Here is a 26,232-nt window from a genome sequence, read left to right as displayed (position 1 = left end):
TGGCATCGACACGTCGAGATGGGTCAGCGGCCCCGTCGATTCCGGGCTTGCCCGGGATCGACATCGATGCGTCAGCATCCTGGGCCGATGGTAAAAGATGAACCCGGCGGACGCCCGTCCGCCTCCCCCCGCGGCGCGTCTCGCCGCGGCCCCGTCGACACGCGCGTGGAGTATCAGCGATGTCGGTTGAGAAGCCGGTCCTTGGCCGCGTTGACGCGCGCCGCGAGGTAGTCCGACCCCCCCTGGTCCGGGTGCAGCCGTTTCATGAGGGTTCGGTGCGCGCGTCGCACGTCCTCCACGGCCGCCCCGCGCTCAAGCCCCAGGATCTGATAGGCCTCCTCCTCCGTCATCGCCCCTGGCTGAAGCGGACCGCCCGGCCGCGGGTCGGCATCGCGCTCAGCGTGTACACGCCAGCCGGCAAACCGGCGGTCCAGATACGCCTCTAGGAGCTGCGCGCCCTCCGGGTCGCCGCCGCGGCAGGCCCGCAGCAGCGCGGTGAGGGCATCGAGCGACAGGGCGTCGAGGGGCTGGCCCGCCCGCGCGCCCGCCAGCACCGTGCCGCGCATCGCGCCGGTGTCGTGGTCGAGTTCCATTTCGATCGTCGCCGAGCGCACCCGCGAGACACCGCCGGGCGAGCGCGCAGCGCCCGGCCCGCCGAGCCCGAACGGCAGCGGCGGCATCTGGCGCCAGCCGAGCAGCCACGCCCCGACGAGGCCGAGCGCCGTCGCCATGTCGAAGCGCCCGCGCAGGAACAGCACCGCGGCCACCGCGAGGGCGGCCCCGCCGCCGATCCGGCGCAGGGTCTTGGCGAGAAAGGCTGGGCTGGCCGAGGCGGCATTGCGCCCGAGCCACCACAGCCCGAGGAGGCACAGCACGCCGAGGCCGAGAGCAATCATGGGAAGGGTGTCGTTACCGGCCTGAGGTCAGGGCGCCGAGGAGCCGGCGCGCCTCCCCGTCTTCTCGCGCGGCGAGGCGCAGGCCGTCGAGTCCCCGCGACGCATAGACCGCGGCGGCCCGCAGCAGCCCGGCGAGCGTCCCGGGCGCGCCCGCATCGAAGCGCGCGTAGGCGCCGCCCGACAGCCGGGCGATCTCGGCAAAGCCCGTACCGGCCTGCGCGTCGGGCCCCTCATGGAAGCAGAAGGCCGGCAGGCCGAGGAGGCCGAGTTCTCCCGCCACCGCGCAGAGGCCGTCGAGATCCTCCTCGATGGCGTCGCCGACGAGGATCAGCGCCTTCACCGGCCCCTTGCCGGCCTCGTTGCGGGCATGGCGCAGCACCCGGCCGATCTGGGTCTGTCCGCCCCGGCAGGTGATGCCCGCCATCAGGCCAGTGAGCGCCCGCGGGTCGCCGACGAAGCGCGAGGCGCGGCACTCGCCGAAGCCGCGGAAATAGACGAGCTGCACCGCGAGGCCGCCGAGCCGGGCGGTCGCCTCGAACATGCCGGCCTGGACCGTGCAGGCGAGGTCCCAGGTCGGCTGCCGGCTCATCGTCGCGTCGAGGGCGAAGATGAGCCGCGGCGCCGCGCCGGCCGCCGGGGCGACACGGCGCGCCTCGTCGAGGAAGGCCGCGACCGCGTTCGGCGAGGAGGGAGGGCCGGCGCGGTCGCTCATCGCCCGTCCCCGTCAGTGCCGCCGGATGCTGGTGAGACCGAGGGCGTGCACGGAGAAGAACCGGTCCGGATCGGTCCAGACCGCCCGGCCCTCCCAGCCGGCCGAGCGGGCCAGCGCCCGGAAGCTCTCGACCGTGTACTTGTAGCTGTTCTCGGTGTGGATCGTCTCCCCCGACGCGAAGGCGATGGGGATGCCCGCCACCGTGACGGTCTGCGCCCGGCGGCTCACGAGATGCATCTCGATCCGCGAGTGGTCGGGATCGAAGAAGGCTTGGTGCGCGAAGGCGTCGAGGTCGAAATCGGCGCCGATCTCGCGGTTGATGCGCGTGAGCAGGTTGAGGTTGAAGGCCGCCGTCACGCCGGCCGCATCGTCGTAGGCGGCGTCGAGCACCGCCTTGTCCTTGACGAGATCGACCCCGACGATCAGCCGCGCGCCGGCCCCGAAGGTCGCCGCGACATGGCGCAGCAGCGCCGCCGCCGCCTGCGGCTCGAAGTTGCCGATGGTCGAGCCCGGGAAGAACCCGGCCCGCGGCAGGCCCGCCAGATCCTCCGGCAGCGCGAAGGGCTGCGTGAAGTCGGCGGCCACCGGCTCGACGCGCAGGTGCGGGAAATCGGCCCGCAGATCCTCCGCCTCGCTGCGCAGGAATTCCTCCGACACGTCCACCGGCACGTAGGCCGCCAGATCGCGCAGGTGCGGCAGCAGGCGCCGCACCTTCTGGGTGGAGCCGCTGCCCAACTCGACGAGGGCGGAGCCGGGCGCCACCTCGGCGGCGATCGCAGGCCCATCGCGCTCGAGGATGCCGAACTCCGTGCGGGTCGGGTAGTATTCCGGCAGCCGGGTGATGGCCTCGAACAGGGCCGAGCCCTGCCGGTCGTAGAAGTACTTCGCGGCGAGGTGCTTGCGCGGGGCGCGCAGGCCCGCGAGGACGTCCTCGGCGAAGACGCGGCTATGCGGATCGGCGAGCGGCGTTGCCGGCGACAGGTGGGGAAGCGGTGCGGTCACGAGGCACTCCGGGATCGGCGCGGGGCGGGCGAACCTCCGCCTCAGGCCCGGCCTTGAGATAGTCTGAGGCCGGTGAACTGCCAGCGCTGATGCGGGTAGAAGAAGTTGCGGTAGGTCGCCCGGCTGTGTCCCCGCGGCGTCGCCACCGAGGCGCCGCGCAGCACGAACTGGCTGACCATGAACTTGCCGTTGTACTCGCCCAGCGCCCCCGCCACCGGCCGATAGCCCGGATAGGCGCTGTAGGCGCTCCGGGTCCATTGCCAGAGATGGCCGTAGGCGCCGTCGAGGCCGCTCTGCGCGGCGATCTCCCATTCGGCCTCCGTGGGCAGGTCGCGCCCGGCCCAGCGCGCGAAGGCATCGGCCTCGTAGTAGCTCACATGCGTGACCGGCAGCGCCGGATCGACGGTCCTGAGTCCGGCGAGCGTCATGCTCGACCAGACGCCCTCCTCCGTCCGGCGCCAGTAGCCCGGCGCCTCCCAGCCCTCGCTCTGCGCCGCGACGAACCCGTCCGAGAGCCACAGCTCCGGCCGCGCGTAGCCCCCGTCCTGCATGAAGTCGAGCCACTCGCCGTTGGTGACGAGGGCGCGGTCGACGGCGACCGGCCGCAGCAGCACCGCGTGACGGGGCGACTCGTTGTCGAAGCTGAAGCCCGCACCCGCATGCCCGATCTCGGCGATGCCGCCGTCGAGGGCCAGCGCGCCCTTGGCCGGGGCCGGGGCCGGGAAGTGCCAGGCCGGATCGTAGGCCGGCGCCAGCGGGTTCTGCGCGAAGGCGTGCAGGATGTCGGTCAGGAGCAGTTCCTGGTGCTGCTGCTCGTGGTGGAGGCCGATCTCCACGGTGCCGATCACCTCGGCGAGCGCCGGCTCCGGTGCGTCCTCCAGCAGCGCGACCACGGCCCGGTCGACATGGGCGCGATACGCCTGGACCTCCGCGCAGGTCGGCCGCGTGACAAGGCCGCGGCTGATGCGCGGCGCCCGCGGCCCCGCCGCCACGTAGTAGGAATTGAACAGATAGAAGAAGCGCTCGTCGAAGATCCGGTAGCCGGGCACGTGGGGGCGTAGCAGGAACTGCTCGAAGAACCACGTCGTGTGCGCCCGGTGCCACTTGGTGGGGCTCGCATCGGGCATCGACTGGATCTGCTGGTCCTCCGGCGAGAGCGGTGCGGCCCGGCGCTCGGTCTCGTCGCGGACCTCCCGGAAGGCGGCGATCCAGGCGGCCCGGTCGATCGGCCGGGCGGTGACGTCCGGCGGCGGAAAGGCCGGGCGTGCCTCGCCGGCCTGCGCGGTCGCTGCCATGTCGAGTGTCCCTTGCGCATAGGTTATTGGCGCTGCAACAACGCCGCGCTGGGGGATTCGTTTCTCCCCTGCGGCCAAGCTGCGCAGTCCGTCGTCTCCGCGGTGGCCGGAACGATGCGGAACGCCGGACCGGCCACGCTCGTTACGGTGACGCTCCGAGGCCCGCGAGGGTTGCGGGGATGGGCGGCCTTTTTCCCGCCCCAGTGACCAAGCCTTAAGGATCGCACCGGAGAGTCCGGCCCAGGTCCCTCCAGACGCGCTCCGTTCCGACGGGTTCCACGCATGCGGTTCGATCTCCTGGCCGGCACCGGCTCGCGTCCCCTGGCGTCGGTGCCGCACGCCCCGGTCGTGCTGGTGTTCGATTCGGGCCTCGGCGGTCTGACCGTGCTGGCGGAGGTGCGGCGGGCCCGGCCGGAGGCGCGGGTGGTCTACGCGGCCGACGACGCCGCCTTTCCGTACGGCGACCTGACGGAGACGGCCCTGGTGGAGCGGGTGCTCGCCGTCATGGACCGGCTCATCGCGCGCCACGCCCCCGACCTCGTGGTGATCGCCTGCAACACCGCCTCGACGCTGGTGCTGCCCGCCCTGCGCCGCCGCTTCGCGATCCCCTTCGTCGGCACGGTGCCGCCGATCAAGCCGGCGGCGGCGGCGACGCGCTCGGGCCTCGTCAGCGTGCTCGCGACGCCCGGCACGGTGCGGCGCGACTACACGCGCGACCTGATCGAGACCTATGCGGGAAATTGCACGGTGACCCTGGTCGGCGCCACGCGGCTCGCGGGCTTCGCCGAGGCGGAACTCGCCGGCGCCCCGGTGCCCGATGCCGACCTCGCCGCGGAGATCGCCCCCTGCTTCGTGCGCGAGGGCGAGGCCCGCACCGACGTGGTGGTGCTCGCCTGCACGCATTACCCCCTGCTGCTGCGGCGCTTCGAGCGCCTCGCCCCCTGGCCCGTCACCTGGATCGACCCCGCCCTCGCCATCGCGCGGCGGATGGCGCAGCTGCTCGGACCGGCCGTCCGCGAGGAGGACGGGGTGCCGGCCGTCGCCGCCTTCACGGGCGGGGACCGGATCACCCCGGCGCTCCGGGGCGCGCTCGCCGCCCGCGGGCTCCACGCCGTGACGATCGAGTCCATGCCGCTGCGCCGCCAGTGAGCGGGATGCGGCGTCCGCTCGTGCTCGCGCTGCTTCTCGTCCCGCTCGCCGTCTACGCCGTGGTGGTCGGGGCGTTCTGGGTGTTCCAGCGCGACCTGCTCTATCCGGGCGCCACGGCCGCGCGGGCCGCACTGCGCTTCGCGCCGCTGGCCGGCACCGAGCCGATCCGCATCCGCACCGCGGACGGCGAGACCCTGCACGCCCTGTGGCGCGCCCCCGCGCCCGGCTGCGGCCTCGTGGTGACGTTCCATGGCAACGGATCGGTGCCGGAGAGCCACGCGGCGCGCTTCGTCCGCGCGCCCTGGCGGGACTGGGGCGTGCTGGCCGTGGCCTATCGCGGCTATGCGGGCTCGACGGGTCGGCCGAGCGAGGCGGGCCTGCTCGCGGATGGGCGCGCGACGCTGGCGGAGGCGCGGGCGCGCGCACCCGGGGCGCCGCTCCTGCTGCACGGTCACTCGCTCGGAGCGGCCGTGGCGGTGGCGATGGCGGCCGAGCATCCGCATCTCGGCCTCTACCTCGAAGCGCCCTTCGACTCGATGACCGCGATGGCGCGGCTGCACTTCCCCTATTTGCCGGCCGCGCTGCTGCGCGATACCTACCGCTCGGACCGGCTGATCGGTGCCGTCACCGGGCCGATCCTGATCGTGCACGGGGATGCCGACCCGGTGATCCCGGCGAAGTACGGCCGGCGGCTCGCCGACGCCGCGCCGGAGGGCACGCGCTTCGCGGTGGTCCCGGGCGACCACATCTCGCTGCTTGGCACGCGCGACGCCGAGGCGGAGGCACTGTTTCGCGCCCGCATCCCGGCGCCGGGCTGCGTCGCCGGCTGAACCGGAATCTACCGGAAGGGCGGCTCGTCGAAGCTGCGCAGCTTGCGGGAATGGAGCTGGCCGCGGTCGCGGCGCAGGGCGTCGAGGGTGGCGAGCCCGATCAGAAGGTGCTCGCCCACCGCCCGCTCGTAGAAGGCGTTGGCGGCGCCCGGGAGCTTGATCTCGCCGTGGAGCGGCTTGTCGGAGATGCAGAGCAGCGTGCCATAGGGCACCCGCAGGCGGTAGCCCTGCGCCGCAATGGTGCCGCTCTCCATGTCGACGCCGATCGCCCGCGACAGGTTGATCCGCCGCCGCTCCTGCGACCAGCGCAGCTCCCAGTTCCGGTCGTCGTAGGTGACGACCGTGCCGGTGCGCAGGCGGCGCTTGAGCGCCTCGGCGCGCTCGCCCGTGACGGCGGCGGCGGCCTCCTGCAGGGCGACCTGCACCTCGGCGAGCGCCGGGATCGGCACGTCTGGCGGCACGAGTTCGTCGAGGATGCGGTCGCGGCGCAGATACGCATGCGCGAGCACGTAATCGCCGATGGTCTGCGACTGGCGCAGCCCCCCGCAATGCCCGACCATCAGCCAGCAATGCGGGCGCATCACCGCGAGGTGGTCGGTGATGGTCTTGGCGTTGGAGGGGCCGACGCCGATGTTGACGAGACTCGTGCCCTGCCCGTCCCGGGCCACGAGGTGGTAGGCGGGCATCTGGAAGCGGTGCCAGGGCGAGGCCGCGATGACCGCATCCGCGTCCGCCTCCGCGGCCTCACCCGCCGCGACCGCGAGGCCGCCGGGCAGGACAAGCCGGTCGTAGCGCTCGGGCGCCTCCGCCAGGGTGCGCAGGCCCACCCGCACGAACTGGTCGACGTAGCGGTGATAGTTGGTGAGCAGGATCCAGGGCTGGAGGTGGCGCCAGTCCGAGCCGGTGTAGTGCACGAGGCGGCGCAGCGAGTAGTCGACCCGCGGCCCGTCGAACAGCGAGAGCGGCCGGGGCTCGTCGCCCTGGTCGAGCCAGAGCCCGTCCGCCACCTCGTCGCCGACGCTGGAGAGCATCGGCGTGGGGAAGAAGCGGGCGAGGTCGCTGGAGGTCTGGCCGCCGCGCGCGAGTTCGGCCCCCGGCTCGACGACGTACGGGTACGGGATCTCCTGCGCGCTCAGGCCGACCTCGATGGTGCAGCCGTAATCGGCCACCAGCGGGCGGAGCTGTTCGAGCAGGTAGGCGCGGAAATGCGCGGGCTGCGTCACCGTGGTGGCGTAGAGGCCCGGCCCCTGGAACTTGGCTGTGGCGCGCTTGATGCGCGGCATCGGTCCGGTGGGCCGGTAGGTGAGGCGCAACTCCGGGTAGCGGAAGCTCAGGCGCTCCGCGTGATCCGGCGGCACGCCGTCCGACAGGAAGCGGGCGAGCGCCGCCTTGAGGGAGTCGGTGGCCGCGGCATGCAGTGCCGCGAGACGGTCGACGGCCGTCTCCGGATCCGCCACCGTCTCCATCGGTCTCAGTTCGTCGGCGATCACGATCGAGGGCTCCTCGAGAAGGCCCCTCACCCGTGCCGCGCGGCGGCCCCCAAGGCAAGCCCGGAGGGCGCGTCGGCGCGCGGCCAGCACGAAAGCCCCGGCGAGGCGAGCCTCCCGGGAGCCGGTCGTCCGATCGGAACCGTCGGTGTCGTCAGCGCGGCGCCAGGATCATGATCATCTGGCGGCCTTCGAGCTGCGGCTCGCTCTCGACCTTGGCGACCTCCTGGGTCTCGGCCTTGACGCGTTCGAGCAGGCGAAGTCCGAGATCCTGGTGCGCCATCTCGCGGCCGCGGAACCGCAGCGTCACCTTGACCTTGTCGCCTTCCTCGAAGAACCGTTGCACGGCCTTCATCTTCACGTCGTAGTCGTGCTTGTCGATGCCGGGCCGGAGCTTGATCTCCTTGACCTCGACCGTCTTCTGGCGCTTGCGCGCCTCGGCCTGCTTCTTCTGCTCGTTGAAGCGGTAGCGGCCGTAGTCGAGGAGCTTGCACACCGGCGGCGAGGAATTCGGCGCGATCTCGACGAGATCGAGGCCGACCTCTTCGGCGAGCTGCAGCGCCTCGAAGAAGCCCATCACGCCGCGGTTCTGCCCGGCGTCGTCGATGAGCTGCACTTCGCGAACGCCGCGAATGTCCCGGTTGGCGCGCGGCCCGTCCTTCTGCGGGGCCGGCATGGCTCTCATGGGTCTGCGAATGGCTCTGTTCTCCTCAATGGGTGTCGCCCGGTTGCCGGCCACGAACCCCTTGACCTCGAGAGAGGTCCGGGCCGCCGCGCGGTCAAACTGGGTTGGACTGCGACACCTTGGCTAAACCGCACGCGATGTCAACTCGCCGATGCGGAACTTGGTTGCGCCAGGGTGAGTGGCACACGAGGTCTTGTCCCGGTCACGCCCGGCCGGCCGGTTCAGGAGGCCGGGCCGGCGAGCAACGCGGCATAGACTTCGAGCGTGTCGGCGGTCATGCGTTCGAGTGAGAAATTCCGCTCGACGTGCTGGCGTGCCCGCCGGGCCAGGCCATCGCGGGCGCTCGCGCCGAGCTGGAGCGCCTCGGCGATCGCCTCGGCCAGCGGCACCGCCTCGCCGGCCGGAACGCGCCAGCCCGTGCGCTCGGTGCGGGCCACCTCGGGCGGGGCCAGCACGGTCTCGCGCACGGCGCCGAGATCCGAGACGACGACCGGGGTGCCGATGGCCTGGGCCTCCACGGCGGAGCGGCCGAAGGCCTCCGGCTCGGTCGAGGGCACGGCCACCACCGAGGCCGCCCGGAAGGCGGCCGGCATGTCGGTGCAATGTCCCACCCGGCGCACGATGCCCGAGAGGTTGTGCGCGGCCACGAGCGCATCGAGTTCGCGGACATAGGCGGTGCGTCCCTGCGCGTCGCCCGCCAGCACCACCGCGAAGTCGCGCAGGCCCTGGGCGCGCAGGGCGGCCGCCGCCTCGATCAGCACGCGCTGGCCCTTCCAGCCGGTGAGCCGGGCGGCGAGCAGCACCACGCGCTCGTGCGGCGCCACGCCCCAGGCGCGCCGCAGGGCCTCGACCCGCCCCGGCTCCACCTGCGCGGCCGAGAAGGCCGCGAGGTCGGTGCCGCGGTAGATCACCCGCATCCGCGCCTCGGTGGCCTGCGGGTGCTCGGCGCGGATCAACTCCGCCGTGTAGTGCGAGTTGGCGATGACGGCGTCGCCCCGCGCCATCACCGAGTTGTAGAGCTGCTTGACCGGCGTGCGGGACGAGTAGCTGCCGTGGTAGGTGGTGACGAAGGGCAGGCCCAGCCGCCGGCACGCCCCGAGCGCCACCCAGGCGGGCGCCCGCGACCGGGCATGCACGAGGGTCACGCCCTCGGCCCGGCAGATCCGGGCGAGGCGCCCGACATTGAGCGCCATCGCCACGGGGTTCTTGGTGCGGGCCGGGAACGGCACCCAGATGCCGCCCTTGGCCTGCAATTCGCCCACCAGCCGCCCGCCCTCCGTCGCCACCAGGGCACGGGCGCCCACCGCCGCCAGCGCCGCCGCCACGTCGACGGTGGTGCGCTCCGCCCCGCCGGCATCCAGTTCGGGGATGACCTGCAGGATCGTTGTCCCCGCCAGGGGATGGCCGGGAGAGACCGGGAAGGAAGAGGCCTGGCTCGACGGCATGGGGCTCCGGGGTCTCGGGCGGACGATGGCCTCGGGATCCGGACTGCGCCGGGCGGATGGGGTCCCGAACTGCAATCCTTGGTTTAGACGATCGCTGAGGTCGAGCATTGCGAGACATTCGCCCGATCGCATTTCCGGTGTGTAAACGATGGGTGCCCCCATCCGGAGACGCCGCAGCCCGATGACCGCTATGCCCGATATGCCCGCTATGCAGTCCCCCGCCACCCTGATGCCGGTCGGCCCCGGCCCTGATGCCCGCCGCGTCGCGACCCTGGTGCGGCCCGGCGAGGGTCCCCCCGTTGTCTGGCTCGGAGGGTTCCGCTCCGACATGCGCGCCACCAAAGCCGAGGCGCTCGATGCCTGGGCGGCGGCGCGGGGCCGCGCCTTCGTGCGCCTCGATTACGGCGGCCACGGTGAATCGGACGGGGACTTCGCCGCCTTCACGATCTCCGACTGGCTCGCGGATGCGCAGGCGGTGATCGCCCGCCACGCGCCGCAGCGCCCGATCCTGGTCGGCTCCTCGATGGGCGGCTGGATCGCGCTCCTGGCGGCGCGGCAGGTCCGCCCGGCCGGCCTCGTGCTGATCGCCCCGGCCACCGACTTCACCGAGGCCCTGATGTGGGAGCGCTTCCCGGAGGAGATCCGCCGGCAGGTGATGGAGGCCGGCGTCTGGCACCGGGACTCCCCCTATTCCCCCGAGCCGACCCCGGTGACCCGGGCGCTGATCGAGGACGGGCGGCGCCACCTCCTGCTCGGCGGGCCGATCGATCCGGGCTGCCCGGTGCACATCCTGCAGGGCATGGCCGATCCGGACGTGCCCTGGTCTCACGCCATGAGGCTGGTGGAGCGGCTGCCGGCGCGCGACGTGGTCGTCACCCTGATCAAGGATGGCGATCACCGTCTGTCGGACCCGGCGAGCCTCGCGCGGCTGATCGCGGCGGTGGAGGGGATCGCCTGAGGCCTCTCCCCGTCTCCGCGCGCGGGGCCGCGACCGGACTCAGTGCAGGCTCAGCGCCTGGAGATCGTGCGCCCAGGCGTTGGCGATGGCCGCGTCCATGCTGTCGGTGAGCAGGATCGGCGCGCCGCTCGCCGAGAGGAGCGCGAACAGGTTGAGGCCGGGGCTGAGGTCGGGCGCCTGCGGGAAGAGGCGCTTCACGTCCTCCGAGCGCATCGGCTTGACGTAGGCGACGTGGCCCTCGCCGAGGGCCGCGAGCGCAGTGGGGTCGAGCTGGAACGTGGTGTCGGTCATCGGTTCGCCCTCCTTCACGAGGCGGCAGAGCGGTCGATCGCGTGGCGCCCCGTGGCGGCGCCGGACGATCGGGGTGAGGATGATATGGGGAGCCTCAATCGGCGTCGCGCGTCGCGATGTCGATCCGTCGCACGATGCGCTCGGGCTCCGGCCGGGCGAGGTCGATCGAGAGCAGCCCGTTCGACAGGTCGGCGCCCAGCACCTCCATGCCGTCCGCGAGCAGGAAGGCGCGCTGGAACTGCCGCGCGGCGATGCCGCGATGCAGGTAGGTGCGGCTCTTGTCGTCGGTCTGGCGGCCGCGGACGATGAGCTGGCTCTCCTCCAGTGTCACATCGAGCTGGTCGCGGGTGAAGCCCGCCACCGCCAGCGTGATGCGCAGGCGCTCCGGATCCCGCTCGGTGCGGGCGAGGCGCTCGATGTTGTAGGGCGGATAGCCGTCGTTCGCCGCCTTGGCGACGCGGTCGAGCGCCTGCTCGATCTCGTCGAAGCCCAGGAGGAATGGATGCCCGAAGGGCGAGGGACGCGACATGGGACGAACGAAGCCCTTCTGCGACGAGGCACTTCGGAGAACGGGCCCGCCAGGGCAGCGCCCGATGCGCCGACGTGATCCGCCGGCAAACGAGGATATGGTCGTGCCTGCGCGGGCCATCAAGGGGTGCCGCGCCAGGGCCCCGCGCCCTTGCACGGGGCGCCGCGCCCTCAGCGCACCCGTCTCGTCTCGGTGCGCCGCTGGGCGCGCAGGAGCTGACGGCTGATCCGCTCGCGCAGCTCCGCGGGCAGTTCGAGTTCGGTCACCCGCCAGGTCCAGCCGCGCAGGCGTAGGCGCAGGCGGAAGCGGTTCTCCTCCGGGGCGTCCGGCGGATAGCCGAAGATCACGGTGCGGAAACCGCGCATCTCGGCCGTGCCCGCGAGCTTCAGGAGCTGGGGCAGCGTGCGGCCGGACAGGCCGCCCGTCCGGACCGGGTCGGCGGCCTCGCCCTCGGGCTGCTCGCCGTCGAGCTGCCGCGGCCAGCTGCCGCGCAGCAGCGCGACCAGGGTCTCGGGCATCAGCAGCGCCGTCACCACGGGTTCGGTCAGCCCCGTCACCGCGTCGGTGAGCATCTGGCGCTCGCGGGGCGAGAGGTCCCGGCGCGCCGCCACGGCATCGAGCCCCGCCGCGACGGCCTGCCGGGAGATCGACAGGCGCAAGGTGCGGAAGTTCACCCGGTCGGCGACCGCCCGTGCATCGCCCGTCCGCACCGCCTCGCTCAGGCGATAGAGCGCCACGTAGGGCGAGAGCGCGTAGCCGATCCACACCAGCACGAGCGCGAAGAGGCCGCACCACCACCGCATGGTCAGCAACAGGTCCCGGGACGCCGCCCCGCGCCGGACCCCATCAGGCCGGCCTGGCGAATGGCGAGAAGGCGGCGATCACCTGCTCGTAGACCGGGCGCTTGAACGGGATGATGAGGTCGGCGAGGTCCGGCAGCGGCGCCCAGCGCCAAGCGTCGAATTCCGGCTTATGGGCCCCTCCCGCCGGCCGGTGGATGTCGATCTCGGCCTCGTCGCCCTCGAACGCGAAGGCGAACCACTTCTGGGTCTGACCGCGGTAGCGGCCCTTCCAGAGTTGGCCGGCGGCGAAGGTCGGCAGGTCGTAGCTGTACCAGCCGGGGGCTTCTGCCAGCAGGCGCACGGAGCCGGCCGCGACATTGGTCTCCTCGTACAATTCGCGCAGGGCCGCCGCGCGCGGCGTCTCGCCGGCGTCGATCCCGCCCTGCGGCATCTGCCACGCGTGGCCGCCCTCCCCGCCTTCGATCGGGCCGTCCAGCCGGCGGCGCCCGGCGAAGACGAGGCCGTCGCGGTTGAACAGCGCGATTCCCACGCAGGGACGGTAGGGCAGATCGGCCAGGGCGGATCCGCCGGTGGCTCGGGTCACGGGAGGCGTCATGCTGCGGGTCGGCCGGATTCGTCGTGGGGCTGACCGTGGTTGTGCGAGAGAAGTCGCGGCACGGCAAGGCGCAAGCCGGACACCCGGTGCCACTCGGGCAATGCCGGCGCGGCCCCTCACCGGGCCGCCCGGAGCGTGCGGCTCGCCGGGACGAGCAGGATGCCGCGGGCTTCGAGATCGCGCGACCAGCGGGCGAGGCGGTCGATGGTCAGCGGCAGCGCCGCGGCCGAGCCGAGGGCGAAGCCCTTGCGGCGGGCGGTCTCCTCCAGCCGGGCGAGTTCGCGGTCGATGGCGTCCGGTCGCGGGATCGCGTCGATCGCCTCGGCGCGGGCGACCGGCGCCTTGGCGCGGCGGCCGACCTCCAGGCTGAGCGAGCGCGGGGAGGCCCCGTCGTCGAGGAAGCCGAGGCCGCGGGCGCCGATCTCGCGCAGCACCGGCTCCAGGGCGGCCGGCTCCGCGGTGAGGCGCGCCCCCATGTAGTTCACGGCGCCGACCGCACCGGGAATGCGCGAGAGCACGAAGGCGAGCCGGTCGGCATTCTCGGAGGGCTTGGCGCCCGCGAGCAGGGTCTGGGGACCGGGATCGTTGTCGGGATAGTCGAACGGCTCCATCGGCACCTGCACCATCACCTCGTGGCCGGCCTCGCGGGCGCGGGCGGCGCTCCGGGCGACATCCGGCCCGTAGGGCGCGAAGGCCAGGGTGATGGCGGGGGGCAGCCGCGCGATGGCGTCCTGGGTCGCGGCCTGCCCGATCCCTAAGCCGGTGAGCACGAGGGCGATGCGGCCGGCGGGCGCCGACCCGCTGCCGAGCGCCGTCGCTTCCGGCCTTGCATAGACGTCGAGGGCGCGCAGGCCGCCGGGCCCGAGCTTCGGCAGGCTGCCGTAGCGGCTGCGCTCGACGAGCCGCGGGTCGGGCGCGGGCGCGAGCGCGATCTCGGCCGGGCCGGGAACCCGGATCACCACGGAATCCGGCGCCGTCCCGCCGTCGAGCCGGGTCACGGTAACGCCCGAGGCGCGCTCGACCTCGCCGGCCGTCCTGGCGGGGCCCTCGGCGGCGGGCGTCGGGGCCGGTGCGGGCGGGCTAAGCGGGGCGCGGCGCTCGATCGCCACCAGGGCGTGCGGCTCGCCCCCGAGTGGATCCTCGGTCAGCGCGACGACGGCGGCGAGCGCGACGGCCGTGACGCTCAGGGCCGCGGCCAGGATCGGGCCGGCCGGTACCCGCGCCCGCCAGCGGGCCACGCGGGAAGGCGTCTCGTCCGCGAGACCGAGGGGACGGGTGAGCACGTCATCGGCGAGGGTCACGGCGTCGGTCCCGGCAAGGCATCCTCGGCCGCCAGGGTCACCGGTTGGGCGGCGAAGGGAATGCGGAAACAGGAACCCGGGCGGCCTCGCTCGGAGCGGTGCCGTCCAGGCCGAGCGCACCGGACACGAAGAGGCCCGCAGCGCCGGTCGCTCGACCGTCATTGCGGGCCTTCATGGTTAACGTCGTGCTAACGGCGGCGCGGCCGCCGCTGCTTCGGCCGGGGAGAGCCGATCAGTTGGGCACGTTGGACTTGGCCGTGTTGGCCGCGCCCTTGAACACGCCGTGCAGGAAGTCGACGGCGGCGGTGAGCTGCTTGTCCTTGGCCGGGTCCGGCGGAACGTAGGCCGAGGACCCGCCGCGCTCCTCCTGATCCTTCTGCTTCAGGTGCCCCTTGAGGCCGGCCTCGCCCTTGGTCTCGTCCTTGCCCTTCAGCTCGTCCGGGATCTCCTGGAGGATCTCCTGATCCGGCTCGATGCCCTTGGCCTGGATCGAGCGGCCGGACGGGGTGTAGTAGCGCGCCGTGGTGAGGCGCAGCGCGCCGTTGCCGCCGAGCGGGATGATGGACTGGACCGAGCCCTTGCCGAAGGAGCGCGTGCCCATAACGTTGGCGCGCTTGTGGTCCTGGAGCGCGCCCGCGACGATCTCGGAGGCCGAGGCCGAGCCGCCGTTGACCAGCACCACCACGGGCTTGCCCTTGGTCAGGTCGCCGGACTTGGCGGAGAACCGCTGCGTCTCGTCGGGGTTGCGCCCGCGGGTCGAGACAATCTCGCCGCGGTCGAGGAACGCGTCCGAGACCATCACGGCCTGGTCGAGCAGGCCGCCGGGGTTGTTGCGCAGGTCGATGACGTAGCCCTTGAGCTTGTCGCCCGGCAGGTCGGTGGAGAGCTTCTCGATCGCCGCCTTGAGGCCGTCGAAGGTCTGCTCGTTGAACTGGGTCAGGCGGATGTAGCCGACGTCGCCGCCCTCGATCCGCGAGCGCACCGGCTTGATGCGGATCAGGTCGCGGTTGAGGGTGACCTCGATCGGCTCCTTGGCCTCCTTGCGGGTGATCTTGAGCTTCACCGGCGAGTTGACCGGGCCGCGCATCTTGTCAACGGCTTGGTTCAGGGTCAGGCCCTGGACCTGCTCGTTGTCGATCTGCGTGATGATGTCGTTGGCGAGCAGGCCGGCGCGGGCGGCCGGCGTGTCGTCGATCGGGGTGACGACCTTGATCAGGCCGTCCTCCATCGTCACCTCGATGCCGAGGCCGCCGAACTCGCCGCGCGTCTGCACCTGCATGTCGCGGAAGCTCTTGGAATCCATGTAGCTCGAATGCGGATCGAGCGAGGTCAGCATGCCGTTGACCGCGGCCTCGATCAGCTTGGCCTCTTCGGGCTTCTCGACGTAATCCGTGCGGATCTTCTCGAAGACGTCGCCGAACAGGCTGAGCTGACGGTAGGTCTCGGCCGAGGCCGCCACGGCGCTGCTGCCGGACAGCAGCTGCGTCTGGGTCGCTACCGTGGCCGTCCCGGCCCCGAGCATCGCTCCGAACAGGACGAGGGAAACTTTGCGCATTATCCGCGAACCTTCTCGCTTGACCCTCTGGCCCACCACGGCTCCGGGTCGATGGAGCCACCGTCTTTCCTGAACTCGACGTAGAGGACGGGATCGTTCCGCCCGCCGGCTCCGGCGGAAGGCGCGGAACCGGTCTCTCCCATGGCGGCGACCGGCTCCCCGGCAAGCACGAACTGACCGACCTCCACGTTGATCTGTTCCATGCCCGCCAGGAGCAGATAGTAGCCGTCGCCCGCGTTGATGATCAAGAGTCGTCCATAGGAGCGGAACGACCCCGCATAGGCCACCCAGCCGTCCGCCGGTGAGGCGACGACCGCCCGCGGGCGCACCGCGAGCGAAATGCCGCGGGTCGTGCCGCCGCTGCCGTCGGGTGCCCCGAACGCCTTCACCATCTCGCCGCTCGCTGGCCGGGGCACCGCGCCCCGCACCTGGGCGAAAGGCACCTTCGGTGCCAGACGGGCCGGATCGCGCAGCGCAGCGGCGGCGAAGCGCTCGCGGGTCTCGTTGCGCTCGGCCTCCGCGGCGCGGCGCGCCCCGGAGATCGTGTCTTCCAGCCGCTCGACGAGGTCGCGCACCGAGCGGGCCTGACCGGCCAGCGCCGCGGCGCGCTCGCGCTCGCCCGCAAGGCCGCTCTCGGCCTCGCCGAGGCGGGACTGGCGGGCGGCGATCAGGGCGGTGAGCCGCTGCTGCTCGCCGGCCCAGGCCTTCAGCCCCTGGGCGAGACTCTCCTTGTCGGTGCCGATCAGGCCGCGCAGGCGCACGAGTTCCGTCAGGTCGCCCGCCAGGGTCTCGGCCTCGCCCTGCAGTTCCGGCACCACCGCGCCGAGCAGCATCGAGGTGCGGATCGCCGCGAGCACGTCCTCGGGCTGCACCAGCACGGCCGGGGGCGGGCGGCGTCCCATGCGCTGGAGCGCCGCCAGCACCTCCGCGATGACGCCCCGGCGGGCCTGGAGGGAGCGGCGAATCGCGACCTCGCTCGCCGTGAGGGTCTGCAGGCGGGTCTCCAGGGCGGCGATGCGCTCCTCCGCCTCCTGCGCGCGCTTGGTGCCGTCGAGCAGCGCCTGGTTGAGCTTGGCGCGGTCGCCCCTGAGCTCCGCCACCTCCTTCTCCAGGCGCTCGCGCGCCTGCGAGCTCGCGGCGAGCGCGGCCTCCAGCGCCTTCAGACTCTCGGCGCGCTGGGCCTTCTCGGCCTCGGCCTGCTCGACCGCATCGGGCTTGGCGGGCGCACGCTCCTGGCCGCTGGCCGCCACGGCCAGCAAGTGCGGTCCGGCCAGGATCATGAGGGCGACGGAGAGACGTCGGGTCACGGGGCGCCGCGGTGATAGGGATGGCCGGCGAGAATCGTCATCGCCCGATAGACCTGCTCCAGGGCGAGGACCCGCACAAGGCCGTGCGGCAGGGTTGCGGCGCCGAACGCGAACAGCAGGTCGGCGCGTTGCCGGACCGCCTCGCTCAGGCCGTCCGCTCCGCCGATCACGATCGCGAGACCGGGCCGCCCGCCGTCGCGCCACGCGCCGAGCCGCTCGGCGAAGCCGGTGCTGGTGACCGGGCGCCCGCCCTCGTCCATGACCATCAGGACGCTGCCCGGCACCACCGCGCCGAGAATGAGCGAGCCCTCCTCGTCGCAGCGGTCGGGCGCCCGGCGCGCCCGGCTCTCGGGAAGCTCGGTGACCTGAACGGGCGCGAAGCCGAGGCTGCGGGCCAGCGCATCCGCGCGGGCGCGGTAGGTCTCGGCGAGTTCGCGCTCCGGTCCGCGCTTGAGCCGGCCCACGGCCACGAGTGCGAGGCGCACCGGCGGCCCCTTCCCTTCCGCGGAACGATGCGCTCAGCCGGCGAGGCGATCGCCCGGCCGGTCCGCGCCCCACATCTTCTCGAGATTGTAGAAGTGGCGCACCTCGGGACGGAAGATGTGGACCAGGAGGTCCCCGGCGTCGATCAGCACCCAGTCGCAGGCCGGCAGCCCCTCCACCCGGGCATTGCCGAAGCCCTTGGCCTTCAGCTCCTGCAGCAGCTTGTCGGCGATGGAGCCGACGTGCCGCTGCGAGCGGCCCGAGGTGATGATCATCGCGTCGGCGATCGAGGTCTTGCCGACGAGGTCGATCTCGACCGTGTCCTCGGCCTTCATGTCCGCGAGGCAGCCGAGAGCGACCGACCGGAGATCCTCGGCCGCGGGCGCATCCGCCTCGGGCCGAGCGGGAAGCTCGTGGACGAGAGCTTCGCGAGAGGAGAGTTGGTTCAGTGCCGACCCCTGTTGATCGGCGCCGAGCGGCGCCATGCCATCAAGATAAGGGCGCAGGGGCCTCGCTTTCAATACGGTCCGAGGCGGCATCCTCACCTTGCCGTTGCATCGGTGCCCGGGCGTTGCGCAGGGCCGTGGAGGAGAGGTCGGAGCGCGGGCCGTGCAGGAAGACCCAGGCGGGCGGCTCGGCATCGGCCAGGAGCGCGGCGTCGCTCTCGTCGAGGCGGTAACGGCCCAGCGCCTGCGCGGCGCGGCCGGCCACTCCCGTGAGGGTGAAGCCCGGCCGGTCGATCACCGCGATCGGCATCGTGCGGGCGATGGTGCGCCAGCCCTGCCAGCGGTGGAAGCCCGCGAGGCTGTCGGCGCCCATGATCCAGACGAAGCGGATTCCAGGCCGGTGGCGCACGAGCCAGTGCAGCGAGTCCCGGGTGTAGCGCGCTCCGATCCGGCTCTCGAAATCCGTGACGCTGACGCGCGGGTCGCGGGCGATGGCCGCCGCCCCCGCCATGCGCTCGGGCAGCGGGGCCAGGATCGTGCGGTCCTTGAGCGGATTGCCGGGGCTCACCAGCCACCAGACCCGGTCGAGGGCGAGGCGGCGCAGCGCCAGCCGGCTCACGTGCAGGTGGCCGGCATGGGCGGGGTTGAACGAGCCGCCGTAGAGGCCGACGCGCAGCCCCGGCGCGCTCGGCGGCAGGCGGACGATCACGGGCGTCGAGGATCAGGGCCGGGTCTGGCCCGACCCGTGCACCCGGTACTTGAAGGTGGTGAGCTGCTCGACGCCCACCGGGCCGCGGGCGTGCATCCGGCCCGTCGCGATCCCGATCTCGGCACCGAAGCCGAACTCGCCGCCGTCGGCGAACTGGGTCGACGCGTTGTGGACCACGATGGCGGAATCGACCTCGGCGAGGAAGCGGTCGGCTACGGCCTCGTCCTCGGTGATGATGGATTCGGTGTGGTGCGAGCCGTAGGTCTCGATGTGGTCGATGGCGGCCTCAAGGCCGTCCACCACGCGCACCGCAATGATCGCGTCGAGGTACTCCGTCCGCCAGTCCGTCTCGCTCGCGGGCGTGACCCGGGGGTCGACGGCCTGCGTCGCCGCATCGCCGCGCACCGCGCAGCCCGCATCGAGCAGATCGACCACCAGGGGGCGCAGATGCGTGTCCGCGCAGGCCCTGTCGACCAGCAGGGTCTCGGCGGCGCCGCAGATGCCGGTGCGCCGCAGCTTGCTGTTGCGCACCAGCGCGAGCGCCATGCCGAGATCGGCGTCCGCGTGCACATAGACGTGGCAGATGCCTTCGAGATGCGCGAAGACCGGCACGCGCGCCTCGGTCTGCACCCGGGCGACGAGGCTCTTGCCGCCGCGCGGCACGATCACGTCGATGCAGCCGTCGAGTCCGGTGAGCATGGCGCCGACCGCGGCCCGGTCGCGCACCGGCACGAGCTGGATCGCGTCCTGCGGCAGGCCCTGCCCGACCAGCCCCTCGGTCATGGCGGTCGCGATGGCACCCGCGCTGCGCAGGCTCTCGGAGCCGGCGCGCAGCACTGCGGCGTTGCCGGCCTTGAGGCAGAGGGCGCCCGCATCGGCCGTGACGTTGGGCCGGCTCTCGAAGATGACGCCGACGACGCCGAGCGGCGTCGAGATGCGCTCGATGGCCAGCCCGTTGGGGCGCTCGAAGGCGGCGAGCTGGCGCCCGACCGGATCGGGCAGGCCGGCGATGCTCTCGACGGCGGCGGCGATGCCCGCGATGCGATCAGGGTTCAGCTCCAGGCGGTCGATGGTGGCGGCGGGCAGGCCCTTGGCGCGGGCCTCCGCCACGTCGGCGCGGTTCGCCTCCAGGATCGCCGGTGCGGCGGCGCGGATCGCGTCCGCGGCCGCCCGCAGGGCCATGTCCTTCTGCTGCGCCGGCACGCGGGCCATCTGCCGCGCGGCCGCGCGGGCGCGGGCTCCGATCTCCCGCATGAGCGCATCGACGTCGTCGCTCCCGGCGCGGGGCTTCAGGGTGAGCACTGACACGGCCGTCATCCTGGCAAAGGCGCTCCGGCACGGGAGCATCCGCCCTCCATGCCACCGGGGATTCCCGCCGACAAGCGAGGCGCGCGCGCGGAAGCTATTCGCCGATGAGGGCCATGTCGTCCCGGTGGACCATCTCGGCCCGGCCGGGGTAGCCCAGCACCCCCTCGATCTCCCGGCTGGACCGGCCGGCGATCCGCGCCGCGTCGTCGCTGTCGTAGGCGACGAGGCCGCGTCCGAGGATGTGCCCGCCCGCGGAGCGGATGATCACCGCGTCGCCGCGCGCGAAGGCCCCGTCGATGCGCGCGACGCCGACCGGCAGCAGGCTGGCGCCGCCGGCCAGCGCCCGCTCGGCGCCCGCGTCGACGGTGAGCACGCCGCGCGGCTCCAGCGAGCCGGCGATCCAGGTCTTGCGCGCCGCGGTGGGGGTCGAGCCCGACAGGAACCACGAGGCCCGCGCGCCCGCCGCCACGGCCCGCAGCGGGTTCTTGGCCCGTCCGTCCGCGATCAGCATGTGGGTGCCGCCGCCGGTGGCGATCTTGCCCGCCTCGATCTTGGTGCGCATGCCGCCGCGCGACAGTTCCGAGGCCGGCCCGCCCGCCATCGCCTCGATCTCCGGAGTGATGCGCTCGATGACCGGAAGGTGCCGGGCGGCCGGGTCGCTCGCGGGGGGCGCGGTGTAGAGCCCGTCGATGTCGGAGAACAGCACCAGGAGGTCGGCGCCGATCATGGTGGCGACGCGGGCGGCCAGGCGGTCGTTGTCGCCGTAGCGGATCTCGGAGGTCGCCACCGTGTCGTTCTCGTTCACGACCGGCACGGCGCGCACCTCGAGGAGCTTCAGGGTGGTGGCGCGGGCGTTGAGATAGCGGCGGCGCTCCTCGGTGTCCTGCGGGGTGACGAGGATCTGCCCCGCCGCGATGCCGTGATGCGCCAGCGCCTCCGACCAGTGCCGCGCGAGCGCGATCTGCCCCACCGCCGCGGCGGCCTGGCTCTCCTCCAGCCGCAGCGCCCCGGCCGGGAAGCCCAGCACCGTGCGGCCGAGCGCGATGGAGCCCGAGGAGACCACCAGAACATCGACCCCGCGGGCGTGGAGATCCGCGATGTCCTCGGCCAGAGCCGCGAGCCACGCGTGCCGCAACCGTCCCCGCGACCGGTCGACGAGGAGCGCGGACCCGACCTTGAGCACGACGCGGCGAAACTGGTCGAGGGCGGGCGTGGCGGGCGGTTTCATGAGGCGGCCGGGATCAGGTCGGTGTGCACGAAGTCGTCGCCCTTGAAGAGCAGGGGGAGCGCGTGGTGCTTGGCCACCGCATACGACATGCAATCGGCCAAGTTGAGCTTCGCGGGATGCCCCCGCCCCCTCCCGTAGCGGATGAAGGCGTCCGACGCAGCCCGGACCATCGGCAGCGTGAAGGCCACCGGGCGGATCGACGGCCGCGCCAGGAAGCCGTCGATGAACGAGGCGGCCCCGCGCGCAAGGCGGGCTGCGAGGACCATGCGGGTTTCGAGAAGCGTCGGCGTGCCGACGAGAGCAGCGTCATGCGAAGCGATCACGCGGCTGAACGTCTCTTCCTCGGGCTCGCACAGCGCGATCGCGACGATCGCGGACGTGTCGAGCACGATCATGTCGGCAGGCCGTTCTCGTCGTACAGGTCGGAATGGTCGGAGGTGGCGCCCGGCAGCTTATGCCGCGCCGTCTCGCGCGCCAGCGCCCGCAGGGCGTCGTACTCTGCACGCTGGGTTGGGTTCAGGCCGTCGCCGGCCGGCACCGTTGCGCTGTAGGCCCGCAAGGCCCGCGTCACCACCTCGTCCGGGGTGACACCGAGACGCCCGGCGATGTCCTGGGCGAGGCCCACGGCCTCGTCGCTCTCGATGACCAGCTTCTCGCTCATGACGACCCGTGCCGCACGCCCCGCCAGACTACGCCCGCGGGGGCCGCGCGCTCAAGGCTGCCACGCGCCGATCGGGGCCGGCGTCTCGGCGGCCGCCTCGTCCATGCGGGCCATGAGCGCGCGCAGGGCCTCGGGCACGCCCTGGCGGGTCGCGGCGGAGAGCACCAGCGGCGGCCGTCCGGCCGCCTCGGCCAGGCGCGCGACCTGGGCCTCCAGCGTCTCGGGGTCGAGGGCGTCGGCCTTGGAGAGCGCCACCACCTCCGGCTTCTCGGCGAGCCCGTGCCCGTAGGCGTCGAGTTCGGTGCGCACCAGCCGGTAGGCCGCGCCCGCATCCTCGCTCGTGCCCTCGACGAGGTGGAGCAGCACCCGGCAGCGCTCCACGTGGGCGAGGAAGCGGTCGCCGAGGCCGACGCCCTGGTGGGCGCCCTCGATCAGGCCCGGGATGTCGGCGAGCACGAACTCGCGGGTGTCGACCCGCACCACGCCGAGGCCCGGATGCAGGGTGGTGAAGGGATAATCGGCGATCTTGGGCTTGGCCGCCGTGACGGTGGCCAGGAAGGTCGACTTGCCGGCATTCGGGAGCCCGACGAGGCCCGCATCGGCGATCAGCTTGAGCCGCAGCCACAGCCAGCGCTCCTGCCCCTCCTGGCCCGGGTTGGCGTGGCGCGGGGCGCGGTTGGTCGAGGTGGTGAAGTAGGCGTTGCCGAAGCCGCCGTTGCCGCCGCGGGCGAGCTGCACCCTCTGGCCGACCTGGGTGAGGTCGGCCACCAGGGTCTCGCCGTCCTCCTCCAGGATCTGCGTGCCGGCCGGCACCTTCAGCACCACGTCCGGCCCCTTGGCGCCGGCGCGGTTGCGGCCGGAGCCGTGCTCGCCCTTCTTGGCCTTGAAGTGCTGCTGGTAGCGGTAGTCGATGAGGGTGTTGAGCCCCTCCACGCATTCGGCCCAGACGTCGCCGCCCCGGCCGCCGTCACCGCCGTCCGGCCCGCCGAACTCGATGAACTTCTCGCGCCGGAACGAGACGCTGCCGGCCCCGCCGTCGCCGGAGCGGACGTAGACCTTGGCTTCGTCGAGGAACTTCACGGCAGGGTCTCCACACACCTCAACGCAGGGAGGCCGGAGGGCGTGCCCCTCCGGCCATTCTCATTCACACGAGGGCGTCCAGACCTCCGGTCGCCCCCGGGGCCGGTCTCGCTCACGCCCCGGTGCACAGCCCCTCGGACGGGGTCCGGTGCCGGTCGAAGACGAGGCCCGCGGCGTGCCACGTCTTCAGGCTGTCCCAGGCCCGCCGGTCGAGCCGGAAATGGTCGACCGGGAAAACGCCGCCGCGGGCCGGGAAGGCCTGGAGGCCGGAGCCGACCGCCGCGAAGCCGCACTTCTCCAGAACCCGCCGCGACGCCGGGTTCACCACCCGGGCCGCCGAGGTGAGTTCCACCCCCTCCGTATAGGCGAAGAAGGCGTCGATCATCGCCCGCGCCGCCTCGGTGGCGAAGCCCTGGCCCCAGTGCGGCATCCCGAGCCAGTAGCCGAGATGCGGCGCATCCTCGGCATCGGGCTCGATCCCCACCACGCCGATCAGCGTCTGCGGCTGGCGCCGCGGCGTCACCGCCATGGTCAACCCGCGGCCCTCCGCATTGTCGCGCCGCGCCTGCAGGATGAAGTCGTCGGCCTGCAGCGGGTCGAGCGGATGCGGAATCCGGGCGGTCATCTCGGCGACGGCTTTCTCGCCCGCGAGGCGTACGATGGCCTGAGCATCCGCCTGGCGCGGCCAGCGCAGCCAGAGCCGGCGGGTCTCAAGGCGGAAGACGTCGTCGCGGGTGAGGTCGGGGAACATCGCCTGACTCCGATCCTGCCGGCGCAGGCGCAGGACGCCTTACCGGCCACGAGAACGACGAAGGGGAAGGTGGTTCCCCACCCTCCCCCCGGGTCTCGATCGGAGCTTGGCCGTCGCGGGCCAGGACTTCGGTTCGGATCCGCCGGGTCGGTGTGGGGACACCGGCGGAGCACCTTCGTCACTGGCTCCGTCGGGTTACTCTGCGGCCTCTTGGGCCGGCACGACCGTTACGAAAGCTCGGCCGTGTTTGGTGGCGAAGCGGACGCGGCCGTCCGTCAGCGCGAAGAGGGTGTGGTCGCGGCCCATGCCGACGTTCACGCCGGGATGCCAGCGCGTGCCGCGTTGCCGAATGATGATGTTGCCGGCGCGCACGGCCTCGTCGCCGAACTTCTTCACACCGAGGCGGCGGCCTTCGGAATCGCGGCCGTTGCGGGACGATCCGCCTGCTTTCTTGTGGGCCATCGGGCTAACTCCTGAATTCTCTGAACGATCGGGCTCTGCTGCCGGCGCTGGATCAGGCGGCGCTGATGCCCGTCACGCGGATCACGGTGAAGTCCTGGCGATGCCCGCGCTTGCGGCGCGAGTTCTGCCGGCGGCGCTTCTTGAAGGCGATGATCTTCGGGCCGCGCGTCTGCGCGACGATCTCGCCGGCCACGCTGACGCCGGACACGACCGGAGCGCCCACCTGGGTCGCGCCCGCGCCGTCGGCGTAGAGCAGAACCTCGCCGAAGGTGACGGCCGTGCCGGCCTCGCCCTCGAGCTTCCCGACCGTGATGACGTCGTTGGCGGCGACGCGGTACTGCTTGCCGCCTGTCTTGATCACTGCGAACATCGTTGTCGTCTCGTGTTCCATCCGGGCTCCGGCGGGGCCGGGCACCGTCTTCTTGGCAGTTGACGTTACGGCACCCCGAGCGGGCGCCGCGAACGCGACGGCGCGCGGACCGGACGGTCCGCGCGCCAAGGATGGCTCGATACCCGCGTGTCCCCGCCCCTGTCAATGCCGCGCCTTGATTTCGGGGGGCGCATCGCCGATGAGCGGAGCCGCGTGGAGCAGGAGACCGTGATGGAAGAACTTGTTGCCCGGGTGACGCAGGCCACGGGTCTGGACGCGACGACGGCCCAGAAGGCGATCGGCCTCATCCTGGCCTTCCTGCAGAAGGAGGGACCGCCCGAGGAGGTGGCTCGCCTCATCGCCGCGATGCCGGGCGCGGAAGCGGTGATCGCGCAGAGCGGGGACGGCGGTCCCGGCGAGGGCGGCGGCGGCCTGATGGGCATGCTGGGCGGCCTGATGGGCGGGGGCGTGATGGCGCTCGGCCAGAAGCTGATGGCGGCCGGCGTGCCGATGGGCCAGATGCAGCCGCTCGGCCGCGAACTGTTCGCCTACGGCCGCGAGAAGGCGGGCGAGGACGTCATGGGGCCGATCGTCGGCTCGATCCCGGGCCTCAACCAGTTCGTCTGAGGCTGTGGCGACAGCCTCGGCGGGCGCCCCGGGGCTGTCGCAGGTGACTGGGCAAGCGATCGGGCAAACGATCGCGCAAGTCATTGGGAACGAACGAGCCGGGGTGTCACACAACCGTCCGCGCTTCGTGGTGTTGTCGCGCTCGCAGGCGGCCAAGCGACGGCATCCGAGAGCCGGACACGCGCCGCACGGGATGCCACGATCATGGTTCCGTTCCTCACCCGCGGTGCTCCTCCGGCCGGGCGCGAGGCGCGCGCGCTGCCGTTCGCGCGGCTGCTGCAGCGCCCGGGCCTGATCGAGCCGCGGCCGGCCATCGAACTGCGCGGGGGTGGCGCGCCTGCCCGGCTGTTTCCCCGCCTCGCCCGCCTGCCGACCCACGGGCTCGACCCCGTGCTCGGCCGCATCGGCTCCCTCGAAGTGCGCCTCGCCACCCGGCCCAAGGACGTGAAGCGCGCGCAGCGCCTGCGCTACCGGGTGTTCTACGAGGAGATGAACGCGGCGCCGATCGGGCTCGCGGCGCTCAAGCGGCGCGACATCGACGAGTACGACGCCGTCTGCGACCACCTCCTCGTCGTCGACCATGCGGCGATCGATGCCAGACCCTTCCGCAAGCCGCGTCCGAAGGTCGTGGGCACCTACCGCCTGCTGCGCCAGGACGAGGCGGACCGGCATTTCGGCTTCTACTCGTCGGGGGAGTACGACCTCGCGCCGCTCCTCGACGCGAATCGCGGGATGCGCCTGCTCGAACTCGGGCGCTCCTGCGTGCTCAAGCCCTATCGCACCAAGCGGACCGTCGAACTCCTCTGGCACGGCATCTGGACCTACGTCCTGCACCACCGCATCGACGCGATGATCGGCTGCGCCAGCCTGGAGGGCACCGACCCGGACCGGCTCGCCCTGCCGCTCAGCTTCCTGCACCACTTCGCCCCGGCGCCCGAGCGCTGGCGCGCCCGCGCGCTGCCGGACCGGTACGTGCCGATGGACCGGATCGGCCGCGAGGCCATCGACCCGAAGGCCGCGCTCCAGGCGCTGCCGCCGCTGGTCAAGGGCTATCTGCGCGTGGGCGCCACCTTCGGGGACGGCGCGGTGGTCGACCGGCAGTTCGGCACCACCGACGTGTTCGTGGTCCTGCCCGTGTCGGCCATCGCTCCGCGCTATGTCGGGCATTTCGGCGCGGGCGCGGACCGGCACGCCGCCGGCGCCCAAGCCGCCTGAGCCAAGGCGCCTGAGCCAAGGCGCCTGAATCAAGCCGCCTGAGCCGGAGCGG

30 protein-coding genes are annotated in these 26,232 nt (G+C 72.8%); 5 read left to right on the top strand and 25 right to left on the bottom strand.

Annotated features, from left to right (window positions below; translation table 11 throughout):
* Positions 1 to 173: 173 nt before the first annotated feature.
* The 4 genes from MFF61_RS14705 to egtB are packed head-to-tail and all read right to left on the bottom strand — an operon-like array spanning position 174 to position 3,905.
* Positions 174 to 896, bottom strand: coding sequence for a DnaJ domain-containing protein (locus MFF61_RS14705; RefSeq protein WP_238235802.1), 723 nt, complete (start codon positions 894 to 896; stop codon positions 174 to 176).
* Between the two features lie 13 nt (positions 897 to 909).
* Positions 910 to 1,608, bottom strand: a complete 699-nt coding sequence (locus MFF61_RS14700; RefSeq protein WP_238235801.1) for a vWA domain-containing protein — start codon at positions 1,606 to 1,608, stop codon at positions 910 to 912.
* Positions 1,609 to 1,620: 12 nt separating this feature from the next.
* Positions 1,621 to 2,610 carry an L-histidine N(alpha)-methyltransferase gene (egtD, locus tag MFF61_RS14695; RefSeq protein ID WP_238235800.1) on the bottom strand — a complete coding sequence of 330 codons (990 nt, stop codon included), beginning with the start codon at positions 2,608 to 2,610 and terminating at the stop codon, positions 1,621 to 1,623.
* Between the two features lie 41 nt (positions 2,611 to 2,651).
* Positions 2,652 to 3,905, bottom strand: coding sequence for an ergothioneine biosynthesis protein EgtB (gene egtB, locus MFF61_RS14690; RefSeq protein WP_238235799.1), 1,254 nt, complete (start codon positions 3,903 to 3,905; stop codon positions 2,652 to 2,654).
* Between the two features lie 282 nt (positions 3,906 to 4,187).
* Between egtB and murI the strand changes: the two genes are divergently transcribed.
* A complete protein-coding gene (murI, locus tag MFF61_RS14685; protein WP_238235798.1) occupies positions 4,188 to 5,054 on the top strand; it encodes a glutamate racemase in 867 nt (288 codons plus the stop codon).
* Positions 5,055 to 5,059: 5 nt separating this feature from the next.
* Positions 5,060 to 5,884 (top strand): alpha/beta hydrolase, encoded by an 825-nt coding sequence (locus tag MFF61_RS14680; protein ID WP_238235797.1) that lies wholly within the window; start codon positions 5,060 to 5,062, stop codon positions 5,882 to 5,884.
* An 8-nt stretch (positions 5,885 to 5,892) separates the two neighbouring features.
* On the opposite strand, the gene MFF61_RS14675 is transcribed toward MFF61_RS14680, so the two are convergent.
* From MFF61_RS14675 to MFF61_RS14665, 3 genes are all read right to left on the bottom strand, one after another.
* Positions 5,893 to 7,374 (bottom strand): AMP nucleosidase, encoded by a 1,482-nt coding sequence (locus MFF61_RS14675; protein ID WP_373324695.1) that lies wholly within the window; start codon positions 7,372 to 7,374, stop codon positions 5,893 to 5,895.
* A gap of 151 nt (positions 7,375 to 7,525) precedes the next feature.
* Entirely contained in the window at positions 7,526 to 8,047 is a 522-nt protein-coding gene (infC, locus tag MFF61_RS14670) for a translation initiation factor IF-3 (RefSeq protein ID WP_238235796.1), read from the bottom strand.
* Between the two features lie 230 nt (positions 8,048 to 8,277).
* Positions 8,278 to 9,501 carry a glycosyltransferase family 4 protein gene (locus tag MFF61_RS14665; RefSeq protein ID WP_238235795.1) on the bottom strand — a complete coding sequence of 408 codons (1,224 nt, stop codon included), beginning with the start codon at positions 9,499 to 9,501 and terminating at the stop codon, positions 8,278 to 8,280.
* 199 nt (positions 9,502 to 9,700) lie between these two features.
* Between MFF61_RS14665 and MFF61_RS14660 the strand changes: the two genes are divergently transcribed.
* Positions 9,701 to 10,459: an alpha/beta hydrolase gene (locus tag MFF61_RS14660; protein WP_373324702.1), complete on the top strand. Its 759-nt coding sequence runs from the start codon at positions 9,701 to 9,703 to the stop codon at positions 10,457 to 10,459.
* Positions 10,460 to 10,498: 39 nt separating this feature from the next.
* Here MFF61_RS14660 and MFF61_RS14655 read toward each other — a convergent pair whose 3' ends face one another.
* The 18 genes from MFF61_RS14655 to rplU all read right to left on the bottom strand — a co-directional run bounded on the left by MFF61_RS14655 (position 10,499) and on the right by rplU (position 24,338).
* Positions 10,499 to 10,750 (bottom strand): BQ00720 family protein, encoded by a 252-nt coding sequence (locus MFF61_RS14655; protein ID WP_238235793.1) that lies wholly within the window; start codon positions 10,748 to 10,750, stop codon positions 10,499 to 10,501.
* Positions 10,751 to 10,844: 94 nt separating this feature from the next.
* The gene (locus MFF61_RS14650; protein WP_238235792.1) at positions 10,845 to 11,279 is read right to left on the bottom strand and encodes an Hsp20 family protein; all 435 of its coding nucleotides are present in this window, start codon (positions 11,277 to 11,279) and stop codon (positions 10,845 to 10,847) included.
* 170 nt (positions 11,280 to 11,449) lie between these two features.
* Positions 11,450 to 12,082 carry a DUF2939 domain-containing protein gene (locus MFF61_RS14645; RefSeq protein WP_238235819.1) on the bottom strand — a complete coding sequence of 211 codons (633 nt, stop codon included), beginning with the start codon at positions 12,080 to 12,082 and terminating at the stop codon, positions 11,450 to 11,452.
* A 43-nt stretch (positions 12,083 to 12,125) separates the two neighbouring features.
* Entirely contained in the window at positions 12,126 to 12,677 is a 552-nt protein-coding gene (locus MFF61_RS14640) for an RNA pyrophosphohydrolase (protein WP_373324694.1), read from the bottom strand.
* A gap of 116 nt (positions 12,678 to 12,793) precedes the next feature.
* A complete protein-coding gene (locus MFF61_RS14635; protein WP_238235790.1) occupies positions 12,794 to 13,978 on the bottom strand; it encodes a divergent polysaccharide deacetylase family protein in 1,185 nt (394 codons plus the stop codon).
* A gap of 232 nt (positions 13,979 to 14,210) precedes the next feature.
* Positions 14,211 to 15,533, bottom strand: coding sequence for a S41 family peptidase (locus MFF61_RS14630; protein WP_238235789.1), 1,323 nt, complete (start codon positions 15,531 to 15,533; stop codon positions 14,211 to 14,213).
* Complete coding sequence (locus tag MFF61_RS14625) at positions 15,533 to 16,813, bottom strand: murein hydrolase activator EnvC family protein (RefSeq protein WP_373324701.1); 1,281 nt, start codon at positions 16,811 to 16,813, stop codon at positions 15,533 to 15,535. The genes MFF61_RS14630 and MFF61_RS14625 overlap by 1 nt, the downstream gene beginning before the upstream one ends.
* Positions 16,814 to 16,836: 23 nt before the next feature.
* Entirely contained in the window at positions 16,837 to 17,325 is a 489-nt protein-coding gene (gene rlmH, locus MFF61_RS14620; RefSeq protein WP_238235787.1) for a 23S rRNA (pseudouridine(1915)-N(3))-methyltransferase RlmH, read from the bottom strand.
* A 33-nt stretch (positions 17,326 to 17,358) separates the two neighbouring features.
* Positions 17,359 to 17,808 (bottom strand): ribosome silencing factor, encoded by a 450-nt coding sequence (gene rsfS / locus MFF61_RS14615; protein WP_238235786.1) that lies wholly within the window; start codon positions 17,806 to 17,808, stop codon positions 17,359 to 17,361.
* Between the two features lie 4 nt (positions 17,809 to 17,812).
* Positions 17,813 to 18,478 carry a nicotinate-nucleotide adenylyltransferase gene (locus MFF61_RS14610; protein WP_238235785.1) on the bottom strand — a complete coding sequence of 222 codons (666 nt, stop codon included), beginning with the start codon at positions 18,476 to 18,478 and terminating at the stop codon, positions 17,813 to 17,815.
* Positions 18,479 to 18,490: 12 nt separating this feature from the next.
* Complete coding sequence (locus MFF61_RS14605) at positions 18,491 to 19,786, bottom strand: glutamate-5-semialdehyde dehydrogenase (protein WP_238235784.1); 1,296 nt, start codon at positions 19,784 to 19,786, stop codon at positions 18,491 to 18,493.
* A 94-nt stretch (positions 19,787 to 19,880) separates the two neighbouring features.
* Positions 19,881 to 21,014, bottom strand: coding sequence for a glutamate 5-kinase (proB, locus tag MFF61_RS14600; protein ID WP_238235783.1), 1,134 nt, complete (start codon positions 21,012 to 21,014; stop codon positions 19,881 to 19,883).
* Entirely contained in the window at positions 21,011 to 21,409 is a 399-nt protein-coding gene (locus MFF61_RS14595) for a type II toxin-antitoxin system VapC family toxin (protein ID WP_238235782.1), read from the bottom strand. Before MFF61_RS14595 ends, proB begins: the two co-directional genes overlap by 4 nt.
* The gene (locus MFF61_RS14590; RefSeq protein WP_238235781.1) at positions 21,406 to 21,675 is read right to left on the bottom strand and encodes a type II toxin-antitoxin system VapB family antitoxin; all 270 of its coding nucleotides are present in this window, start codon (positions 21,673 to 21,675) and stop codon (positions 21,406 to 21,408) included. The genes MFF61_RS14595 and MFF61_RS14590 overlap by 4 nt, the downstream gene beginning before the upstream one ends.
* Positions 21,676 to 21,726: 51 nt before the next feature.
* The gene (gene obgE / locus MFF61_RS14585) at positions 21,727 to 22,755 is read right to left on the bottom strand and encodes a GTPase ObgE (RefSeq protein WP_238235780.1); all 1,029 of its coding nucleotides are present in this window, start codon (positions 22,753 to 22,755) and stop codon (positions 21,727 to 21,729) included.
* Between the two features lie 112 nt (positions 22,756 to 22,867).
* Positions 22,868 to 23,506, bottom strand: a complete 639-nt coding sequence (locus MFF61_RS14580) for a GNAT family N-acetyltransferase (RefSeq protein ID WP_238235779.1) — start codon at positions 23,504 to 23,506, stop codon at positions 22,868 to 22,870.
* A gap of 195 nt (positions 23,507 to 23,701) precedes the next feature.
* Positions 23,702 to 23,968, bottom strand: a complete 267-nt coding sequence (gene rpmA / locus MFF61_RS14575; protein WP_238235778.1) for a 50S ribosomal protein L27 — start codon at positions 23,966 to 23,968, stop codon at positions 23,702 to 23,704.
* A 52-nt stretch (positions 23,969 to 24,020) separates the two neighbouring features.
* The gene (gene rplU / locus MFF61_RS14570; RefSeq protein ID WP_238235818.1) at positions 24,021 to 24,338 is read right to left on the bottom strand and encodes a 50S ribosomal protein L21; all 318 of its coding nucleotides are present in this window, start codon (positions 24,336 to 24,338) and stop codon (positions 24,021 to 24,023) included.
* Between the two features lie 231 nt (positions 24,339 to 24,569).
* On the opposite strand from rplU, the gene MFF61_RS14565 reads away from it, so the two are divergent.
* Both MFF61_RS14565 and olsB read left to right on the top strand, forming a co-directional pair.
* Positions 24,570 to 24,965 carry a DUF2267 domain-containing protein gene (locus MFF61_RS14565; RefSeq protein ID WP_238235777.1) on the top strand — a complete coding sequence of 132 codons (396 nt, stop codon included), beginning with the start codon at positions 24,570 to 24,572 and terminating at the stop codon, positions 24,963 to 24,965.
* Between the two features lie 204 nt (positions 24,966 to 25,169).
* On the top strand, positions 25,170 to 26,180 hold the full coding sequence (olsB, locus tag MFF61_RS14560; protein WP_238235776.1) for a l-ornithine N(alpha)-acyltransferase: 1,011 nt from the start codon (positions 25,170 to 25,172) through the stop codon (positions 26,178 to 26,180).
* Positions 26,181 to 26,232: the final 52 nt, after the last annotated feature.

This window comes from Methylobacterium isbiliense (assembly GCF_022179325.1).
Taxonomy (GTDB): Bacteria; Pseudomonadota; Alphaproteobacteria; order Rhizobiales; family Beijerinckiaceae; genus Methylobacterium; species Methylobacterium isbiliense.
Note: the sequence above shows the minus strand (reverse complement) of the source record. Positions and strands in the feature narration are given on the sequence as shown.

Coding starts and splice junctions, on each gene's coding strand:
- MFF61_RS14705 (WP_238235802.1), bottom strand. CDS start 896: ATGATTGCTCTCGGCCTCGGCGTGCTGTGCCTCCTCGGGCTGTGGTGG.
- MFF61_RS14700 (WP_238235801.1), bottom strand. CDS start 1,608: ATGAGCGACCGCGCCGGCCCTCCCTCCTCGCCGAACGCGGTCGCGGCC.
- egtB (WP_238235799.1), bottom strand. CDS start 3,905: ATGGCAGCGACCGCGCAGGCCGGCGAGGCACGCCCGGCCTTTCCGCCG.
- murI (WP_238235798.1), top strand. CDS start 4,188: ATGCGGTTCGATCTCCTGGCCGGCACCGGCTCGCGTCCCCTGGCGTCG.
- MFF61_RS14680 (WP_238235797.1), top strand. CDS start 5,060: ATGCGGCGTCCGCTCGTGCTCGCGCTGCTTCTCGTCCCGCTCGCCGTC.
- infC (WP_238235796.1), bottom strand. CDS start 8,047: ATGCCGGCCCCGCAGAAGGACGGGCCGCGCGCCAACCGGGACATTCGC.
- MFF61_RS14665 (WP_238235795.1), bottom strand. CDS start 9,501: ATGCCGTCGAGCCAGGCCTCTTCCTTCCCGGTCTCTCCCGGCCATCCC.
- MFF61_RS14660 (WP_373324702.1), top strand. CDS start 9,701: ATGCCCGCTATGCAGTCCCCCGCCACCCTGATGCCGGTCGGCCCCGGC.
- MFF61_RS14655 (WP_238235793.1), bottom strand. CDS start 10,750: ATGACCGACACCACGTTCCAGCTCGACCCCACTGCGCTCGCGGCCCTC.
- MFF61_RS14650 (WP_238235792.1), bottom strand. CDS start 11,279: ATGTCGCGTCCCTCGCCCTTCGGGCATCCATTCCTCCTGGGCTTCGAC.
- MFF61_RS14645 (WP_238235819.1), bottom strand. CDS start 12,082: ATGCGGTGGTGGTGCGGCCTCTTCGCGCTCGTGCTGGTGTGGATCGGC.
- MFF61_RS14640 (WP_373324694.1), bottom strand. CDS start 12,677: ATGACGCCTCCCGTGACCCGAGCCACCGGCGGATCCGCCCTGGCCGAT.
- MFF61_RS14630 (WP_238235789.1), bottom strand. CDS start 15,533: ATGCGCAAAGTTTCCCTCGTCCTGTTCGGAGCGATGCTCGGGGCCGGG.
- MFF61_RS14625 (WP_373324701.1), bottom strand. CDS start 16,813: ATGATCCTGGCCGGACCGCACTTGCTGGCCGTGGCGGCCAGCGGCCAG.
- rsfS (WP_238235786.1), bottom strand. CDS start 17,808: ATGGCGCCGCTCGGCGCCGATCAACAGGGGTCGGCACTGAACCAACTC.
- proB (WP_238235783.1), bottom strand. CDS start 21,014: ATGAAACCGCCCGCCACGCCCGCCCTCGACCAGTTTCGCCGCGTCGTG.
- MFF61_RS14595 (WP_238235782.1), bottom strand. CDS start 21,409: ATGATCGTGCTCGACACGTCCGCGATCGTCGCGATCGCGCTGTGCGAG.
- MFF61_RS14590 (WP_238235781.1), bottom strand. CDS start 21,675: ATGAGCGAGAAGCTGGTCATCGAGAGCGACGAGGCCGTGGGCCTCGCC.
- MFF61_RS14580 (WP_238235779.1), bottom strand. CDS start 23,506: ATGTTCCCCGACCTCACCCGCGACGACGTCTTCCGCCTTGAGACCCGC.
- rpmA (WP_238235778.1), bottom strand. CDS start 23,968: ATGGCCCACAAGAAAGCAGGCGGATCGTCCCGCAACGGCCGCGATTCC.
- rplU (WP_238235818.1), bottom strand. CDS start 24,338: ATGTTCGCAGTGATCAAGACAGGCGGCAAGCAGTACCGCGTCGCCGCC.
- MFF61_RS14565 (WP_238235777.1), top strand. CDS start 24,570: ATGGAAGAACTTGTTGCCCGGGTGACGCAGGCCACGGGTCTGGACGCG.
- olsB (WP_238235776.1), top strand. CDS start 25,170: ATGGTTCCGTTCCTCACCCGCGGTGCTCCTCCGGCCGGGCGCGAGGCG.